Annotated in this window: 16 protein-coding genes, 1 tRNA gene and 2 pseudogenes; 9 read left to right on the top strand and 10 right to left on the bottom strand. The window is 62.2% G+C overall.

Going from position 1 to position 16,759, the window contains the following annotated elements; translation table 11 throughout:
* Nucleotides 1–260 precede the first annotated feature (260 nt).
* A complete protein-coding gene (locus M727_RS0123360; protein WP_027154673.1) occupies nt 261–491 on the top strand; it encodes a hypothetical protein in 231 nt (76 codons plus the stop codon).
* Between the two features lie 162 nt (nt 492–653).
* Here the strand turns inward: M727_RS0123360 and M727_RS42460 are convergent, their stop codons facing one another.
* Nucleotides 654–818 carry a hypothetical protein gene (locus M727_RS42460; protein WP_198032682.1) on the bottom strand — a complete coding sequence of 55 codons (165 nt, stop codon included), beginning with the start codon at nt 816–818 and terminating at the stop codon, nt 654–656.
* A 249-nt stretch (nt 819–1,067) separates the two neighbouring features.
* Here M727_RS42460 and M727_RS37140 point away from each other — a divergent pair.
* A pseudogene (locus M727_RS37140) lies at nt 1,068–1,905 on the top strand (ATP-dependent DNA ligase).
* A 140-nt stretch (nt 1,906–2,045) separates the two neighbouring features.
* Nucleotides 2,046–2,240, top strand: coding sequence for a hypothetical protein (locus tag M727_RS37135; protein ID WP_023803155.1), 195 nt, complete (start codon nt 2,046–2,048; stop codon nt 2,238–2,240).
* A gap of 47 nt (nt 2,241–2,287) precedes the next feature.
* Here M727_RS37135 and M727_RS0123340 read toward each other — a convergent pair whose 3' ends face one another.
* Nucleotides 2,288–2,773: a hypothetical protein gene (locus M727_RS0123340; protein WP_139172551.1), complete on the bottom strand. Its 486-nt coding sequence runs from the start codon at nt 2,771–2,773 to the stop codon at nt 2,288–2,290.
* A 233-nt stretch (nt 2,774–3,006) separates the two neighbouring features.
* On the opposite strand from M727_RS0123340, the gene M727_RS0123335 reads away from it, so the two are divergent.
* Entirely contained in the window at nt 3,007–3,348 is a 342-nt protein-coding gene (locus M727_RS0123335) for a hypothetical protein (protein ID WP_027154671.1), read from the top strand.
* An 876-nt stretch (nt 3,349–4,224) separates the two neighbouring features.
* Here the strand turns inward: M727_RS0123335 and M727_RS0123325 are convergent.
* The gene (locus tag M727_RS0123325) at nt 4,225–4,599 is read right to left on the bottom strand and encodes a hypothetical protein (RefSeq protein WP_036263106.1); all 375 of its coding nucleotides are present in this window, start codon (nt 4,597–4,599) and stop codon (nt 4,225–4,227) included.
* An 81-nt stretch (nt 4,600–4,680) separates the two neighbouring features.
* Nucleotides 4,681–4,821: pseudogene (locus M727_RS43175) on the bottom strand (XRE family transcriptional regulator); the annotation flags it as partial.
* A gap of 216 nt (nt 4,822–5,037) precedes the next feature.
* Between M727_RS43175 and M727_RS0123315 the strand changes: the two are divergent.
* A complete protein-coding gene (locus M727_RS0123315) occupies nt 5,038–5,388 on the top strand; it encodes a hypothetical protein (protein ID WP_027154669.1) in 351 nt (116 codons plus the stop codon).
* Nucleotides 5,389–5,665: 277 nt separating this feature from the next.
* On the opposite strand, the gene M727_RS0123310 is transcribed toward M727_RS0123315, so the two are convergent.
* The 3 genes from M727_RS0123310 to M727_RS0123300 all read right to left on the bottom strand — a co-directional run bounded on the left by M727_RS0123310 (nt 5,666) and on the right by M727_RS0123300 (nt 7,471).
* On the bottom strand, nt 5,666–5,956 hold the full coding sequence (locus M727_RS0123310) for a hypothetical protein (RefSeq protein ID WP_156941597.1): 291 nt from the start codon (nt 5,954–5,956) through the stop codon (nt 5,666–5,668).
* A gap of 289 nt (nt 5,957–6,245) precedes the next feature.
* A tRNA-Gln gene (locus M727_RS0123305) sits at nt 6,246–6,319 on the bottom strand.
* Nucleotides 6,320–6,538: 219 nt separating this feature from the next.
* Nucleotides 6,539–7,471, bottom strand: coding sequence for a lysylphosphatidylglycerol synthase domain-containing protein (locus tag M727_RS0123300; protein ID WP_027154667.1), 933 nt, complete (start codon nt 7,469–7,471; stop codon nt 6,539–6,541).
* A 374-nt stretch (nt 7,472–7,845) separates the two neighbouring features.
* Between M727_RS0123300 and M727_RS0123295 the strand changes: the two genes are divergently transcribed.
* Entirely contained in the window at nt 7,846–9,216 is a 1,371-nt protein-coding gene (locus tag M727_RS0123295) for a Ppx/GppA phosphatase family protein (RefSeq protein ID WP_027154666.1), read from the top strand.
* Between the two features lie 115 nt (nt 9,217–9,331).
* The gene (locus M727_RS0123290) at nt 9,332–10,027 is read left to right on the top strand and encodes an RlmE family RNA methyltransferase (RefSeq protein ID WP_027154665.1); all 696 of its coding nucleotides are present in this window, start codon (nt 9,332–9,334) and stop codon (nt 10,025–10,027) included.
* Nucleotides 10,028–10,066: 39 nt separating this feature from the next.
* On the opposite strand, the gene M727_RS0123285 is transcribed toward M727_RS0123290, so the two are convergent.
* On the bottom strand, nt 10,067–11,488 hold the full coding sequence (locus M727_RS0123285; protein ID WP_027154664.1) for an MFS transporter: 1,422 nt from the start codon (nt 11,486–11,488) through the stop codon (nt 10,067–10,069).
* A 378-nt stretch (nt 11,489–11,866) separates the two neighbouring features.
* Here M727_RS0123285 and guaB point away from each other — a divergent pair, with 378 nt between their 5' ends.
* Entirely contained in the window at nt 11,867–13,369 is a 1,503-nt protein-coding gene (gene guaB / locus M727_RS0123280; RefSeq protein WP_027154663.1) for an IMP dehydrogenase, read from the top strand.
* Between the two features lie 25 nt (nt 13,370–13,394).
* On the top strand, nt 13,395–13,934 hold the full coding sequence (locus tag M727_RS0123275) for a hypothetical protein (protein WP_027154662.1): 540 nt from the start codon (nt 13,395–13,397) through the stop codon (nt 13,932–13,934).
* 236 nt (nt 13,935–14,170) lie between these two features.
* On the opposite strand, the gene rnd is transcribed toward M727_RS0123275, so the two are convergent.
* The gene (gene rnd / locus M727_RS0123270) at nt 14,171–15,322 is read right to left on the bottom strand and encodes a ribonuclease D (protein WP_027154661.1); all 1,152 of its coding nucleotides are present in this window, start codon (nt 15,320–15,322) and stop codon (nt 14,171–14,173) included.
* A 97-nt stretch (nt 15,323–15,419) separates the two neighbouring features.
* The gene (locus M727_RS0123265) at nt 15,420–16,664 is read right to left on the bottom strand and encodes an MFS transporter (protein WP_027154660.1); all 1,245 of its coding nucleotides are present in this window, start codon (nt 16,662–16,664) and stop codon (nt 15,420–15,422) included.
* Nucleotides 16,665–16,759: the final 95 nt, after the last annotated feature.

Here is a 16,759-nt window from a genome sequence, read left to right as displayed (position 1 = left end):
CGGAGACGCCCGGACCGAGTTGCCTTCTGGCTTGACGAGGCCTGAAGATTGGCCCTGTCAATTCCAGCAGGAATAGTCGTCGGCAAACGAACTGCGGCAATGCTGCACCCGACAGGATTCGAACCTGTAACTTTGTGCCGCGGGGATGCCCATTAAGGTCGAAGCCACCACCCGAGACGGCGAACTCCGGATATCCGTGTCTAATGCCGGAGAGCCCATTCCGCACGAGACAATGCAGCGCGGCAGGCAGGGGGCTCTATGTGGCTCCGGCGAGTTCGGCAGAGGTCAAACTGTTCGCCTCGACGCCTGCCGGCCGCACGCTGATGGAAGAATGGGGAAGTGCTGGCGCGGAACGGGTGTCGATGCTGCGCAGCCGTGCGGCACGCATGACCGCCAACATGAGCGAGGACGAAGCGGACGATTTCTGGACATGGTTCGATAACCTCGATGCCGGTCCTGTCGCTGCCATCTTCCGCAAGCTGGCAGGGTGATCGCTGTCGAGCGAACACGCGGCAAGACAGGATGGAACTTTAGCGATTTCTAAAAATTGTCCGTGACCCGTGGGCATGCCCCTCCGCTGCCCGCTGCAGATCGGGACGCAAACCCGATCGGGCCCGCGCTCTCCGCCAGAGGCGCGGGCTTCTCCATAGCCGTTACCGGTTTAGCCTTTCGACGGTCTCAATGATAGGCTCGGGGCCGTAGAGCAGCAGGACAGCTTCCTCGCTCGGCAGCACACCAGCAGGGCAGGTCTGTTCAATAGCCATGCGAACCAGCTTGAGGGCGGCCCAGGCGTTGCGGATGTTATCTTGGCCGTCCATGCTTCCTCGCTGAGATGGGGCGGCCCAGCAGTCAGTTGGAGTTTGGGTGGAGGCCGCTGGGCCTAACCGACGGGGCTTGGGCGTCTCCGCCGGCTGGGACGAATTATAAGCCGTTTCATGCAGAATTGCTAATTTAGCAAATGATCATGATCCGTTCCCCTAGCCACCAGATGGGACGGGCCTAGACTCGATTCCGTGCGTAAACCAGTGCGTGCCGGACCCGGCCGGCTACAATTTATTCCTCCGATGATGCCGACCCTGGTAGCTAAGCCGCCCCAAGGTGACGGATGGACTCACGAAGCCAAATTCGACGGCTACCTCTCCCAGATCATCATCGACGCCGGCAGTGCGCGGATCTTCACCCGCCGCGGACTCGACTGGACATCCAAATACCGCGATCTGGTCGAGGCAGCCAAAGGTCTCAACGTACAGAACGCCATCATCGACGGCAAAGTCGTCGTCCTGAATGAGGCTGGCCTTTCGGATTTTGCCGCGCTGCGCAAGGCAATCACGAGGCGCCAGCACGACCTCTATTTCGTCGCGTTCGATCTGCTGCATCTTAACGGCCACGACTTGCGCGACATGGCACTTGAGGATCGGCGGGAAATCCTGGCCGGCCTTATTGGGTCTGATAGTCGAATCCAGTTCAGCGAGACGATGCCAGGCGAGGCTAACGCGATCTATCATCTGATCGACGCTACCGGCCTGGAGGGGATGGTATCGAAGCGTCGAGACAGCAAATATCGCAGCGGTCCGACCACCAATTGGCTGAAAACCAAGTCCTTCACCGAAAGCGAGTTCGAGCTTCTCGGAGTTGAACGCGAGAGGGGCAAGCCGGCGTTTGCTCTGATGGCTGAGCCAGGCACCAGGAAATATGTCGGCAGTGCGTTTGTGAGCGTCAACCGCGAGATGCGGGAGCGGTTGTGGAAGCGCGTGCAGGAACATGCCGGGCCACCGCCCAAGGATATGCCAAAGCGGCCGGCAACGCAGTGGGTCAAGCCGGGGCATCAAGGCCCGCGTGAAGCATCTAAGGGGCGAGGAGGATCTTCGGCACGCATCGCTGCAGGATTTCCGGGAAGAGGATTGAAGGCCGCGCCAGATTGAGCGAGGCCGGACTCGCGAAATTAGCAATAAAGCGTACAATCCCTAAGTCGTCCGTACCGAATAGAGGCATTGCGGACGCTTGGGAGCTGGCAGTGCTTCCGCCCTAGAGGCAGGAGGGCTGAGATGGCGAAAGCCCAGGCAGGCGCCCAGGTATCGGTTTTTGACTGCGATATCCTGCGCAGCGCCTTCATAAAAACCGTGATCGAAGAGAATATCCCTGAAGACAAATGGCGGTCGGTTGCCGCGCTTTTGATCAGCGACTTTACCGGGAGCGATGACGTCGATCCTGACTTGCTGGAATGGATCGTGCGCAAGTAGCCAGAGCTACCCAGCCGTTAGTCTTTTGTCGCCTGCCACGCTCGTTGCTATGCCTTTTTCGGTACTAGAAAGCCAAAGGCAAAGTGAGACGCCTCTACCTGGATTTTCGCGAGGTCGCTAGCAGCCGCCCGAATTACATCGGCAGTCACCTCAAAGAATTGGTGTGTTGCATTTTGCCGGTTGACTGAGAGTTTCTGCCAAGCCTTCTTTTCTCCGAGGTATACGCTCCACGGACCGTGAACGACACGATTGCGAAACGTGTTGAGTTCGCGCATCTGCTGGACAAGGCGATCGCGCTCGGCAAGGTCATTCGGTTCGGTGGTGTGTTGGTCGATGATCTGACCATACAGAGTGATTTTGTTATTCAAGTTGTTCGCTTTCCGCAGCTTCGGTTGGTCGGCGCCAAGCGCGGACAGCCAATGATCGATATGGAATTCCAGAAATCCAAACTGCATTATCAAGCGCCCTATCGGCTCGTAAAAATCGCTGTCGTAGCGCTCGATCATCTCCGATACGGATTTTGGACGTTCCATTATCGTGCTCACACTGACGAAAAACGCAACGAGCCGATGAAGCGGATGCTTCAAGACGCCGCGCCGTTGCCGCACACGAGAGCGAGAAGGTTGCAAAGAGTCCGGCCGAAAGAAATGAGGCCCCTGAGCTAATATCAACCCAATGTCAAAGAGTGGGCGTCCCCTATTGCCGACGCCCTCGTTTTCAGGATTATATTCCTCCCCGTTGCGGCGAGCCCTCAACGGAGATCGCCATGCCCAAAAAGACCCTCGCCGACACCCTGGCCGCCCGCGAGACCATCTATGTCAATTGTGCGCACCCGATGTGCTGCAAATCGACGAAGCTCGACATCCAGGCGCTGATTGACAGGCTCGGCCGTGACCACGGCTCGATGCATGACGACCTGGTCGGGCTCTTTATCTGCTCAAACTGCAAGGCTGCCGGTCGTGATCGACGGCAGGTGTTCTTCACTACGAAGGCCAGCAGCGGGCGCGCAATCGCGACTGGAAGCCAACTTTCGAACGAGGGGGCTGAAAGTGGCCGGCGCCACTTGGGGGGGCGTTGGGGTAGATTGCCTTGTCGGGCGCCGGCCTAGCGGATTGGCGTCCGCCGCCTTGATACTACCGAGCTTGGGGAGATCCGAGTAATCCCGTGATCGCGGAAGTCATTGTGGAGGAACTCAGTCCAAATGGTCGCGTTATGCTACCTAAGGATTTTTTCCGATGGCTGACGATAGGGACAGAACACCCAGCGGGGCCCCTGACGACTCTATCGTTCAGCGCTTGGTTAAAGAGGCGAATATAACCGAAGAGCAGGCTCGCGAGCTTATCGCTCTTCTGGGGCCCGACGGCCGTCACTTATGCGGGAAGCCCGATTTCTAACTCGAAAACGCTAGTCGCAGTGAGTTACGGCAATGGATCCGTGGCAATCGATAACGTGTACGTAGAGAGGTCGCGGTTGCAGGTTGATGCCACGCGGGCCACGATTGCGGAGATGCGATCCGTCATGGAGGAGAGCCGGCGCATTCTCGCTCGATCCCAAAATCTTTTGCGCCGCATCCATCAAAAGGAAAGCTCCGCCGCAGATGCCGGCGACGACAACCTACATCGTAAGCGTGTTCGAAAAGCCGCATTGGCGCACGGTGCTGACCACCAAGGACAAGGCAAAGGCGCTGGCCGAGAGAGATCGGCGACAAGGTGCGGGTCGAAGAGATCACGCCGAAGGTGAAGAAATGATAAGCGGCCGGATATATATCTTTCAGCCGACGGAACGTTTGTTACCCGCCCGGTGTTATCACAATGATCCCCGCATAGGGATCATAAAGGGCCTTGTCCCCTCTTGGCCCCAGTTTGAGTCCGCTGTCTCCCGGAAGTGTCCAGTTGCGCAACGTTCGCGCTTTTGGAGCCGTCGACAGCGGACCCGACGCACCTCCTAGACGCAAAACAGATCATCTGTCGGATCGCGAAGTCAGCTAAGCCGTGATGCCGACCGCTGGCCTGCCTCTGCGGTCCGATCCTGGCAAGATATTGTCATCTACTAGACGGTCCTCGGACGATAGTTTGGGCGGTATGAAAGGACCGGTAGCGCCGATCTCGCCTAGCCAATCCTCGTAGCCAGTGTTCATTTTGGACGTGAGTTCATCGGGATGATGTATCCCGGACTGGAATAGGCTCATGAGCCGCCGGCCGAAGTGTTCCCACGCCGGATGGCCTTCGGGAATTCCTGCCTCTGTGCAATAGTCCTTGAGAACCTTTGCCAGCGTGGCGAGTTGCTCGGAGTCGAGATGATCGTCAAATGACATCGCTTTATCCCTCGCGTGGGGCGAAAGCGTGATCGACTCTTCCAAGCGCCAGCGCCCGTTCTGTTGGATGGCGACGATGCTTCTGTACGCTTCCGGACGAATTTAGCGAGTCAAATCCGCTCGTCTTCATTTCCGCAACCTCACACCGGCGCCGCCGCCGTTCTCGGGGATGAACTCGACGCCGGCCCATTCGAGCGCTGCCTGAAGGTCAAGCAGAGTGCGGTCATACGGCGCCCGCTTCCCAGCTTCAAAATTTGTCAAGATCGCCGCCCGCCATCCTTCGCGGATGCAATGCGCGGTCAATGCCGATCGACAAGGTGGTTGAGAACTTCATGGAGTTTCTCGAAGCACCGGCAGAGCGTCACTGACGGGCGGCAAACTCTGCCGCTGCTAGCCCGCTGCCTTCAAGGTGGCGGGCTTTTTGTCGCTGAGGAACCATACGCGGCGGCGGCCGTTGAGCCCCCACCCAAAAGGGAGATCACAATGGCCGACGACCCAAACGAAGACGCAAAGCCGACGGAGACGCAGCTCGAAGCGCAGGAGGCCTTGGAGAAGCAAGTTGCGCAACTGAAACGCGAGATCAACAAGATCAATCGGACGCTCGCGGAGCACGCTGAAGAGGTGGTCGAGGAAGCCACTGGTTGGTATGAAGGCGCCGCCGATAGCGTGTCTCGGACAACGCAAGCACTTCGCAAAAGGGCGTCTACTGCTTCCGATATCGCTCAAGAAAATCCTGGCACGGTATCGTCCGCCTTCATGCTGGGCGCGGCTGTAGGCTTGCTGTTGGGCCTTGTTCTTGTGGCCGGCGACCAGCGCCGGGACCGCTGGATCTAACACGCCCAAATGAGCCCAGAGACTCCGCTGCCTCACGGTGGCGGTCTATGGGCGGGATCAAATTCCGAATATGGCAGCTAGATAGTCCCCATGCAGGATCAAAGCCGCGCCCGCCGCAATGGATAGGGCAGAAAGCAAACCGCAAGCGATGCTGCCCCAATTCGTGATGTCCAACGCTCTTTGGAAGTGTGGAGGATCGATCCACTTCTCAGCGTCCCAAAAGCATATCGTATCGTGCCGAGGACGCGTAATTGAACGAGTGCATCGACCAGTTGATCTAAGCGAAGAAACCCGATGCCAGCGCCATCAGAAGGCCAGCCACGAAGCACCAGACCGGGGCTTTGAATGCTTCCAGCGTCGCAGGTTGGCTGGCTGGATTGTTCAGCAACGAAAACATGCCGAACAGCGCACCAGAATGGACTAGCACCAGCGACGCGGTCAACCAACGACCCCACTCGGCGGCAACCTGGAAAGTCGCGCGCTGAGACGTTTTGAGATCGTGGTAAACTAATGCAGCCGCGCTATCCCTGTCCATCATCGGCGTTTTAGAGTGCTCAGTTTCTGTCATGTATGAAATCTCGCGTTGATTCCCCGGCGGGATTGTCGCAAGGACCTGCCGACAGTCGCAGGAAAAGAATTGGCACCGCAATTGGCACCGGCGAAGGCGCGCTCTCTATAGGAACATGGCGGGAACAAATTGGCTGATCCGTGTTGCAATCGTGTTGCACGGACAGAAAGGGACGGGGCGGGACATGCCCGGAATGCAAGGGTTTGCGCGCTACAGGGCAGGAAACCCATGCAACACCTTTCGGTCGCGATTGTTCTGCATAAGGGGCTGATTTAATTGCGGAAACTGTTGGCTGGGGAACCTGGATTCGAACCAGGACTAACGGAGTCAGAGTCCGTGGGTCTACCGTTAACCTATTCCCCAGCAGGCGCGGTTGAAGAAAACCGCGCGGGCAGGGCGACGATGGCGCCGCGCGTGCCTTGTAGCCGCCGTCGGAAAATAGTCAAGCCTGCCGAAGGCTTTTCAATCGGCGCGATTGCCTCAGGTTTTGACTTGCTCACTCTTGCCCATTCCGGGGCGAGGGCTCTCCCTTCTCCCACAAGCGGAGAAGGAAGAAGGGGCAGCGCCCAGGGGCGGCGCCCCTCAATTCTCCCTTCGCCCGAGCTGCGAGTGCTCGAAATACAGCACGACGCCGAGCGCCATCACCAGCGGGATGATCAGGTAGAACAGCCGGAACACCAGCAGTGCTGCCAGCACGCCGACCGGGTCCATATGCGACAGGCCGGTCAGGAAGACGACCTCGAACACGCCGAGCCCGCCCGGCGCATGCGAGATCTGGGCGACCGAGAACGACATCAGGAAGACGCCGAGCACGACGAAGTATCCGGGATTGCCAGCTTCGGGCAGGGCGAAGAAGATGATCGCCGCCGCCGCCAGCAGCTCGATCGGGCCGATCAGCAATTGCCGCGCGACGATCGGCAGCGCCGGATAATGGACCTGGAACCTTCCGATCTTCAGCGGCCTGAGATGCAGCCAGCTGCCGAAGACATAGGCCGCCACCACGAGCAGCATCGCGAGCCCCGCCGCCTGCGAAAGCCGATGATGCGGCGTGCCGGAAAAACGGTCGACGATCTCCGGTGCGAGCACCAGCACGATGCCTGAAACCAACACCGTCGACAGCACGAAGGTGATCCAGCAGATCGCCACCAGAATGCCGACGTCCTGCCCGGTCAGCCCCCTGGTTCCGTAAGCGCGGTAGCGGATCACCGCGCCTGAAAAAACCGAGCCGCCGATATTGTGCGACAGCGCGTAGGTGGTGAAGGAGCACAGGGTGACGAACAGCCACGACACTTTCTTGCCGATATGCAGGAGCGCGATGTGATCGTAGCCGGCCAGCGACGCATAGGCGATGACCGAGCTCAACGCGGCGAGCACCCAGCCGCGGGCAGGGATGGCGACGATGCCGTCCCAGACGTCGTCGAGCGAGATGCCGCGCAGCTCGTGCAGCAGCAGCCATAGCGAGAAGACGACCGCCGCAACGCCGACGACCGGCCAGAAATAACGCCTCCAGTTCATGGCGTGACGATCATGCGTTGCAGCCCCGTTGCCCTTTCGGTTCGCGTCAGGAAAACTGCCCGCGATTTCGAATGTTTCATACCCGCCATTTCAGAAATGCCTTATCGAAGCCGGCTATTCAACCGGCAAGGCGCTGCTGCGGGAGAAGGAAAGGCTGGCGATCCTTCGCGCCCCCCTCTGTCCGGCAGGACAGAGAGGGGCGCTGTCCCGCCATCATCGGGCCGAGCGGAGCGGCGAGACAATGCCGCCGACAAATTCGACCCCTGCGCTCTTGGTGATCCGGCCCGGCGCTGCTAGTCTGGTGGCAACTTGGAACACATGAAAGCGCCTGCTGCGTCCGGTCTCCGGTTCGCGCGGCGCCGGAAGGAACTGAAGTGGAAGACCACGACACCGGCGCCGGCGCGCCGGAAGTGGGCGTGTCCAGGGCTTCGCCGCAGCCTTCGGGCCAGGCAAGCCCATCCGCCGGCCGGCACAATGGCCGCCCGGTGCAGCCCTGGTCCGGTCACGGACAGGCAGGCGACGCGTCCCAGCATCAGAATGGCCAGAAGGCCAAGACCAGGAAGCGGCGCAAACGCCGGCGCGGCCGCAAGGTTTTCGCGCGCGACGACGCTAGCCTCGCTGCGGCCGGAGTGGCGGCTGCTGTCAGCGCTCCAGCCAGCCGCCCGCCCGCGGCGATCGTCGTGCCCTTGCCTTTGGTTGCGCCAGGCCGGCCGGAGCCGGCTGCTCGCCGCCCGCCGCTGCAGGAACTGCCGGTGTTTGCGGCACTCGATCTCGGCACCAACAATTGCCGGCTGCTGGTGGCTGTGCCGACGCGCCACGGCCAGTTCCGCGTCATCGACGCTTTCTCGCGCATCGTCAGGCTGGGCGAGGGCCTCACCGCCAATGGCCGGCTCGGGCAGCCGGCGATGGACCGTGCGGTCGAGGCGCTAAAGATCTGCGGTGACAAATTGCGCAGCCGCAAGATCAGGAAGGCCCGGCTGATCGCCACCGAAGCCTGCCGCACGGCCGCCAACGGCGCCGAGTTCCTCGACCGCGTCGAGCGCGAGGCGGGGTTGAAACTCGAGATCATCGACCGCCAGACCGAGGCGCGGCTGGCGGTGTCGGGCTGCGGCTCGCTGGTCGACCGCGACACGCAAGGCGTCGTCCTGTTCGACATCGGCGGCGGCTCCTCGGAAATCGCGCTGATCGATCTCACCGGCCACCGCTCGCCGAGACTCGCCAACCACATCGTCTCCTGGACGTCGCTGCCGGTCGGCGTCGTCTCGCTGGCCGAGCGCTTCGGCGGCCGCGCCGTCACCCGTGAGATCTTTGCCGCCATGGTCGAGGATGTGGCTGTGCGCCTGCACGCCTTCGACGGGCGCGACCGGCTGAGCCATGTGCTCGCCAGCCCGAAATTCCACTTGCTCGGCACCTCGGGCACGGTGACGACGCTGGCCGGCGTCCACCTCGACCTGGACCGCTACGACCGCCGCCGCGTCGACGGGTTGTGGATGGACCGCGACAGCGTCGACCGCATGGTCGAAAAACTGGTCGGCTGGGATTTTCAGCAGCGCGTCGCCAATCCTTGCATCGGCGCCGATCGCGCCGATCTGGTGCTGGCCGGCTGCGCCATTCTGGAAGCGATCCGCGCGGTGTGGCCGTCGGAGCGGCTGCGCGTCGCCGACCGCGGCCTGCGCGAGGGCATATTGAGCGAATTGATGGCCGACGACGGTGTCTGGCGCAACAATGGGCGGGGCCGAGCATGATCCCGAAAAGTGGCAGCCGGTTTTCGGAAAAGATCATGCTCAGACCAGAATGCATGATCCCGAAAAGTGGCAACCGGTTTTCGGAAAATATCATGCTCAAACAAGAAGTCAGGCAATGACCAGGAAACCGGAAAAACCAGGCTCTGCCGGCATTCGCGTGCTGAAGACGCGGATCAAGAAGAAAAGCGGCCTGAAGGAATCGTCGCGCCGCTGGCTGCAGCGCCACATCAACGATCCCTATGTCCAGCGCTCCAAGGCCGACGGCTACCGCTCGCGCGCGGCCTACAAGCTGATCGAGATCGACGATAAGCACCATCTGCTCAAACCCGGCATGAAGGTCATCGACCTTGGCGCGGCACCCGGCGGCTGGTGCCAGGTTGCCGCCGCGCGCACGAAATCGACGGCCGAACACCCGCATGTCGTCGGCATCGACTATCTGGAAATGGACGCGGTGCCCGGCGCGCCGGTGCTGTTGATGGATTTTCTCGACCCGCAGGCGCCGCAAAAGCTCGCCGAAACGCTCGGCGGCCAACCGGACATCGTTTTGTCCGACATGGCCGCACCCACCACCGGCCATCGCCGGACCGATCACATCCGCACCATGTATCTGTGCGAGGTGGCCGCCGATTTCGCCCTCTCGGTGCTGAAGCCGGGAGGCCATTTCCTCGCCAAGACTTTCCAGGGCGGCGCCGAGAACGAATTGCTCGCCAGGCTCAAGCAGAACTTCCGCTCGGTCCACCACGTCAAGCCGCCGGCCTCGCGCGATGAGTCGGTGGAGCTTTATTTGTTGGCGAAGGATTTTAAGGGCTAGCGCCTTTTCCTTCTCCCCTTGTGGGAGAAGGGAAGAGCCTCAACCGCCCTGCGGACCAGACACCCCCAGCGTCTTCGGCGCCGTCAGCCCGCCATGTCCCGATACAGCGTTGCCGGCATCGGGCGCCAGCCGCATGAACGACAGCGATGCGGCGGCCGACACCGCCGCGACGATGAAGAACGCGATGTGGAAGTCGCTCAGCGTCAGCGGCCCGCCATGGAGTGTCGTCGACACTTCCAGGATACCGCCGGCCAGCGCCACGCCGAGCGCGATCGACAGTTGCTGGAACACTGCGGCGATCGGCGTTGCCCTGCTGGTGTCGGCGGTCGAAATCTCGGCATAGGCAAGCGCGTTGATGCCGGTGAAGAACATCGAGCGGATGAAGCCGCCGGCGAGCAAGATGGCGAGGATCAGAAGATAGGGCGTCTCGGGCGTGAGCAGGCCGTTGATGGCAATCGACGCCGCCGCGATCAACGAGCCGAAGATCAGCACGCGGCGGAAGCCGGCGACCCGGAAGATCAGCGCGGTGACGAATTTCATGCCGATGGCGCCGATCGCCGCTACGAAGGTGATCATTCCCGACTGGAACGGTGTCAGCCCGAAGCCGATCTGGAACATCAGCGGCAAAAGGAAGGGCACGGCGCCGATGCCGATGCGGAACAGCCCGCCGCCGAGCACCGAGGCGCGGAACACCTGGTTGCGGAACAGCTCGAGCGCCAGCAGCGGATTTTTGGCGCGGCGCGCATGCAGGAGGTAAAGCACGGCTGAAACCAGCCCGACAGCCACGGTGAGGAAGCCGGCAATCGGCGGCAATGCCGGCAGGCTGACCACCGACAGGCCGAAAACGATGCCCGATGCTGCCAGCCCGCTCAGCACGAAGCCGATGAAATCGAGCGGCGGCGTCGGCGCCGCTTCGGTCTCCGGCAGGAAGCGCGTGGCCAGCCAGATGCCGATCAGCCCGATCGGCACATTGATCAGGAAGATCCAGTGCCAGCTGAAATAGGTGGTGATGAAACCGCCGACCGGCGGCCCGACGAGCGGCCCGAGCAATGCCGGAACGGTCAGCCACGACATCGCGGCGACGAGCTCGCTCTTCGGCGTGGCGCGTACCAGCACCAGCCGTCCCACCGGCGTCATCATGGCGCCGCCAATGCCTTGCAGGAAGCGTGAGACCACGAAGGCCGGCAGCGAATTCGACACCGCGCAAGCAATCGAACCGACGATGAACACGGCGATTGCGGCGCGAAACACGGCCTTGGCGCCAAAATGGTCGGCCATCCAGCCGCTGATCGGAATGAACACCGCCAGCGACACCAGATAGGCGGTCAGCGCCAGCTTGAGCGCCACCGGGCTGGTCTGGAGGTCGACGGCGATCGCCGGCAGCGACGTTGCGATAACGGTCGAATCCATGTTTTCCATGAAAAGGGCGACCGCCAGGATAAGCGGAATGTTGCGGTTCATGGAGCGCGTCCGGATTCGATTGTTGCCGACCGGGGCAAGCCGACAGGCAGGGCGGTTACCACGGGTTGCGTTGGATGTCGCCTTAACTTGCTGTCACATTTGTGCGACCTGGCACCGGGCATGCCCAACAAAACTCCGGAGCAGCGCCGTCGGCGAGGCGGCCGCTTCGGCTTTCGCCAATCACCAGCGGTGAATGCCGGTCGCCATCCGTCACCGCGAAAGGCATTAAGCTGAGTTTGCACCGCTGTCGTGCACAAGCAATCGGCTTTTCAACGGCGACGGGACGTGTTACGAGCCAGCGCCAATCCTGAAAGGGAAGAAGACGAGTCGGCGCTGTCCACCCGGTCCAGCGCTTTTCATGCATTCCGAGGGCTGGCCATGGCAAAGATTATCGAAACGTCCACGGGCGCATTGGCGTTGACTTTTGACGACGTGCTGCTGCAGCCGGGTCATTCCGAGGTCATGCCCGGCGAAACCGATATCCGCACCCGCATTGCCGGCGACATCGACCTCAACGTGCCGATCCTGTCCGCCGCCATGGATACCGTCACCGAGGCGCGTCTTGCCATCGCCATGGCCCAGGCCGGCGGCATCGGCGTCATCCACCGCAATTTCTCGCCGGCCGAGCAGGCCGAGCAGGTGCGGCAAGTCAAGAAATTCGAATCCGGCATGGTGGTGAACCCCGTCACCATCGGCCCCGATGCGACGCTCGCCGACGCCTTGGGGCTGATGCGCACCTACAGCATCTCGGGCATTCCGGTGGTCGAGAATGGCGGCGCCGGCGGGCACACGGTCGGACGGCTGGTCGGCATCCTGACCAACCGCGACGTGCGCTTCGCCTCCGACCCGGCCCAGAAAGTCTACGAACTGATGACCCGTGAGAACCTGATCACGGTCAAGGAGAACGTCGATCAGGACGAGGCCAAGCGGCTCCTGCACCAGCACCGCATCGAAAAGCTGGTCGTGGTCGATAGCGGCGGCAATTGCGTCGGATTGATCACCGTCAAGGACATCGAGAAGTCGCAGCTCAACCCGCACGCCACCAAGGACGTGCAGGGGCGCCTGCGCGCGGCGGCCGCCACCAGCGTCGGCGATGACGGTTTTGAGCGCGCCGAGCGGCTCATCGATGCCGGCGTCGACCTTTTGGTGATCGACACCGCGCATGGTCACTCGCAACGCGTGCTCGATGCGGTGACGCGGGCCAAGAAACTGTCCAATTCGGTTCGCATCCTGGCCGGCAACGTCGCCACTTCAGAAGGCACGCTGGCGCTGATCGATGCCGGCGCCGATGCCGTCAAGGTCGGCATCGGCCCCGGCTCCATCTGCACCACCCGCATCGTCGCCGGCGTCGGCATGCCGCAGCTTTCGGCGATCATGTCGGCGGTCGAGACGGCGCAGAAATCGGGCGTCTCGGTCATCGCCGACGGCGGCATCAAATATTCCGGCGATCTCGCCAAGGCGCTCGCCGCCGGCGCCAGTGCCGCAATGATCGGGTCGCTGCTGGCCGGCACCGACGAGAGCCCGGGCGAAGTCTATCTGCACCAGGGCCGCTCGTTCAAAGCCTATCGCGGCATGGGCTCGGTCGGCGCCATGGCGCGTGGCTCCGCCGACCGCTATTTCCAGGCCGAGGTTCGCGACACGCTGAAACTGGTGCCGGAAGGCATCGAAGGCCAGGTGCCTTACAAAGGACCTGTGTCCGGCGTGCTGCACCAGCTTGCCGGCGGCCTGAAAGCCGCTATGGGCTATGTCGGCGGGCGCGACCTTGCCGATTTCCGCGACCGCGCCACCTTTGTACGCATATCCAACGCCGGACTTCGTGAAAGCCACGCCCATGACGTCACGATCACCCGCGAAAGCCCGAATTACCCCGGCGGAGCCTAACCAGTTCGCCCGAAGCCTGACGGCAATGATGCTGCGGCTGTCGCGCCACGCTGCCGCGCTCTGTTTTGTCTGCGCGGGGGTTTTCGTCGCCATGACGGCGATGGAGTTCCTCTATTTCCGCCAGCTGAGCGGCGGCCTGCCGTCGCTCGATTTGCGCTTTGCCGGGTTCACCCCGGACGAGGGCATGGCCTGGCTGACGGCGCTCGGCCGGCGCGGCAGCGAGATCATCCTGGTCTGGCACTACCTGACCTTCGACTTGCTGTTCCCGGCGCTGCTGTCGCTGACATTGGTCAGCCTGATCCTTGCCGCCGGGCGGCGGCTGAAGGCCTTCCGGGCTCTGCCCGCGCAGCTTCAGTCGCTGTTCGCGTTTGTCCTGGTGCTGCCCTACACGCTTGCCGATTATGCGCAGAATATCGCGGTGGCCCGCATGCTCTCCGATTTCCTGTCGGCCAATCCGGACTCGCTGTCGTTTGCCTCGGCGCTGATCGTGACCAAATTCGCGCTTCTGGCGATACCGGTGACTGTCATCGCGGTATTTCATTTGGCCGCTCAGAGACAGCGCTGACTGCCCTTCTCCCCTGTGTGGGAGAAGGTGGCCGAGCCCACGGGTCTTGCCTTTGGCAAGCCCGAGGACAGGCTCAGCTCGGTCGGATGAGGGTGTTGGAAGGATCGCGGCCTTTAAATCAAATCGTTAAAATCATTCAATAATTTTAACGCGGCGTTTCTTCCAGCACCCCTCATCCGTCTCGGCGCTGCCCGCCGATCCACCTTCTCCCACAAGGGGAGAAGGTCTGGCGAATGCTACAAATCGAACAGCGCGATCTTGCGCTTGTCGAACTTGATGGCGAGTTCGCCGCGCACCAGTTTGAGCGCCGCCTCGCCGAACACGGCGCGTCGCCAGCCTTGCAAGGCCGGCACGTCGGCGTCCTCGCCCTCGGCGGCGATGCGGTCGATGTCGTCGCTCGAGGCCAGCACCTTCGAAGCGACGCCCTCCTTTTCGGCGACGATCCGCAACAGCACTTTCAGCAGTTCAGCAGCGGCATTGGAGCCTTCGGGCGGCTGAAAACTCTTCGGCAGCTTCGGCATCTCTTCCCTGGGCAAGGCAAGCGCGCTGTTGACCGCGCCAAGCAGCGCCGATGCCGTCGCCGAGCGTTCCCAGCCTTTCGGCGTGGTGCGCAGCTTGCCGAGTGCTGCGGCATCGCGCGGTGCCTGCTGCGCCACCTCGTAGATGGCGTCGTCCTTGAGCACCCGGCCGCGCGGCACGTCGCGTTCGCGTGCCTCACGCTCGCGCCACGCCGCCACCGCTTGCACGATCGCCAGTTCCTGCGGCTTGCGCAGCCGCATCTTCAGCCGCTTCCAGGCGTCCTCCGGATGCGGATCGTAGGTTTCGCGGGCGGTCAGCACGTCCATCTCCTCGTTCAGCCAGTGGGCGCGGTTTTCCCGCACCAGCTCGGCGCTGAGGTGCTGGTAGACCTCGATCAGATGGGTGACGTCGGCAAGCGCGTAATCGAGCTGTTTTTCGGAAAGCGGCCGGTGGCGCCAGTCGGTGAACCGTGAGGACTTGTCGAGCCGGGCGCCGGTGACCTTCTGGACGAGTTGGTCATAGGAGACGCTGTCGCCGAAGCCGCAAACCATCGCCGCCACCTGGGTGTCGAACACCGGATGCGGCACCAGATCGCCGAGATGAACGATGATTTCGATGTCCTGGCGTGCCGCATGGAAGACTTTGACGACCGCCTCGTTGGCCATCAGCCTGAAGAACGGCTTCAGGTCGATATCGGGTGACAGCGGATCGATCAGCGCTGTCACCCCGGGTGCTGCCATCTGGATCAGGCAGAGAATCGGCCAAAAGGTCGTCTCGCGAATGAATTCGGTGTCGACGGTGACGAAATCCGACTTTTCGAACGCGGCGAGAGCGGTCTCGAGTTCTTTTTGGGTAGTGATGACGTGCATCAAATCGCTTTTGGCAAAGTGTAAGGTCTCCTTCAATTTCAGCCGCGCGGGCTTTCGTCAAGCCGCTGTGCGGGTTTCAAGACCTGGCGGGCCGTCATCATTGCCTGGCAGGCCCGTCGGAATCATCGTTGCGCTTGGCCAGCCGGGCGAACACCGTCGATGTGCGCAAAAGGCCGATGAAACGGCTGCGATGGCCGGCCGGCACGCCGGATCGCACCTGCATCCGGTACAGGATGACGACGACGAAGATGGCGTAGACGGTAGCGGTGAACACGAACAGCGCGCTTGGCCCGAAATACTGCATCGCCGTCGAGGCGGCGAACGGCCCGCCAATGGCGCCGAAGGAATAGAACAGCATCAGCGCCGCATTGATCAGCACGAACTCGCCCTTGTCGGCGCGGTCGTTCGAGTGCGCCGCCGACAACGAATAGAGCGGCATGGCGAAGCAGCCGAAGATGAAGACGATCACGAAGTTGAGGGACGGGTCGCTGCGCGCCCAGAACACCAGCGCCAGCGACGCCAGCAGCGCGCAGCACGTCGTTATCAGCAGCACGGAGCGCCGGTCCCAGCGGTCGGACAGGTAGCCGAGCGGATATTGGATGATGGCGCCGCCGAAGATGCCGACGCTGACGAAGGTGACGACGTCGGTGACCGACATGCCGATCTGTTCGGCATAGACCGGCGACAATGTGCGAAAAGCGCTGTTGGTGACGCCGACGGCAATGCAGCCGAAGCAGCCGAGCGGCGAGATCCGCCAGACGCGGGCGAGGTCGAGCTTGACGTCTTCGGGCGGGGTCGGGTTGGAGCGATCGCCAAGCGACACCGGCACCAGTGAGAGCGTGATCATGATCGACATGACGGCGAAAATGGCGAAACCGCTGGCGCCGACGATCGGGATCAGGAACTGTGCGCCGGTGACCGAACCGATGTCGACCATCCGGTAGATGGCCAGCACCCGCGCGCGGTCCTTGTTGGCGGCCCCGGAATTGAGCCAGGCTTCCATGATGGTGAACAGGCCGGCGAAGCAGAAGCCGCCGGCGAGACGCAACGCGCACCACATGACCGGGTCGACGACCAGCACCAAAAGCAATGTCCCGGCCGAAGCGATCGCCGCCAGCGCGGAAAACGCGCGGACATGGCCGACGGCCTTCATGATGTGGGTGACGGCGAGGCAGCCGAGCAGGAAGCCGGCGAAATAGAACGTGCCCATCAGGCCGATGGTCGAGGCCGAAAACCCCTCCTGCGCCCCGCGCAATGCGATCAAGGTGCTCTGCAGGCCGTTGCCGCCGAGCAGGATGCCGGCGGCAATAAGGAGCGGGATCAGCGGGCGCATGGAGGACATGAAGGAAGGCCTGTCGTTGATCCTTCTTGAACCATCGCCCACGCCATTGCCAGCGGCAATTCCCGGCGGTTGGCAGGCCAGCGCCGGCTATCAGT

The organism is Mesorhizobium sp. WSM2561 (assembly GCF_000513915.1).
Taxonomy (GTDB): Bacteria; Pseudomonadota; Alphaproteobacteria; order Rhizobiales; family Rhizobiaceae; genus Mesorhizobium; species Mesorhizobium muleiense.
This window is presented reverse-complemented; position numbering and strand designations above follow the sequence as displayed.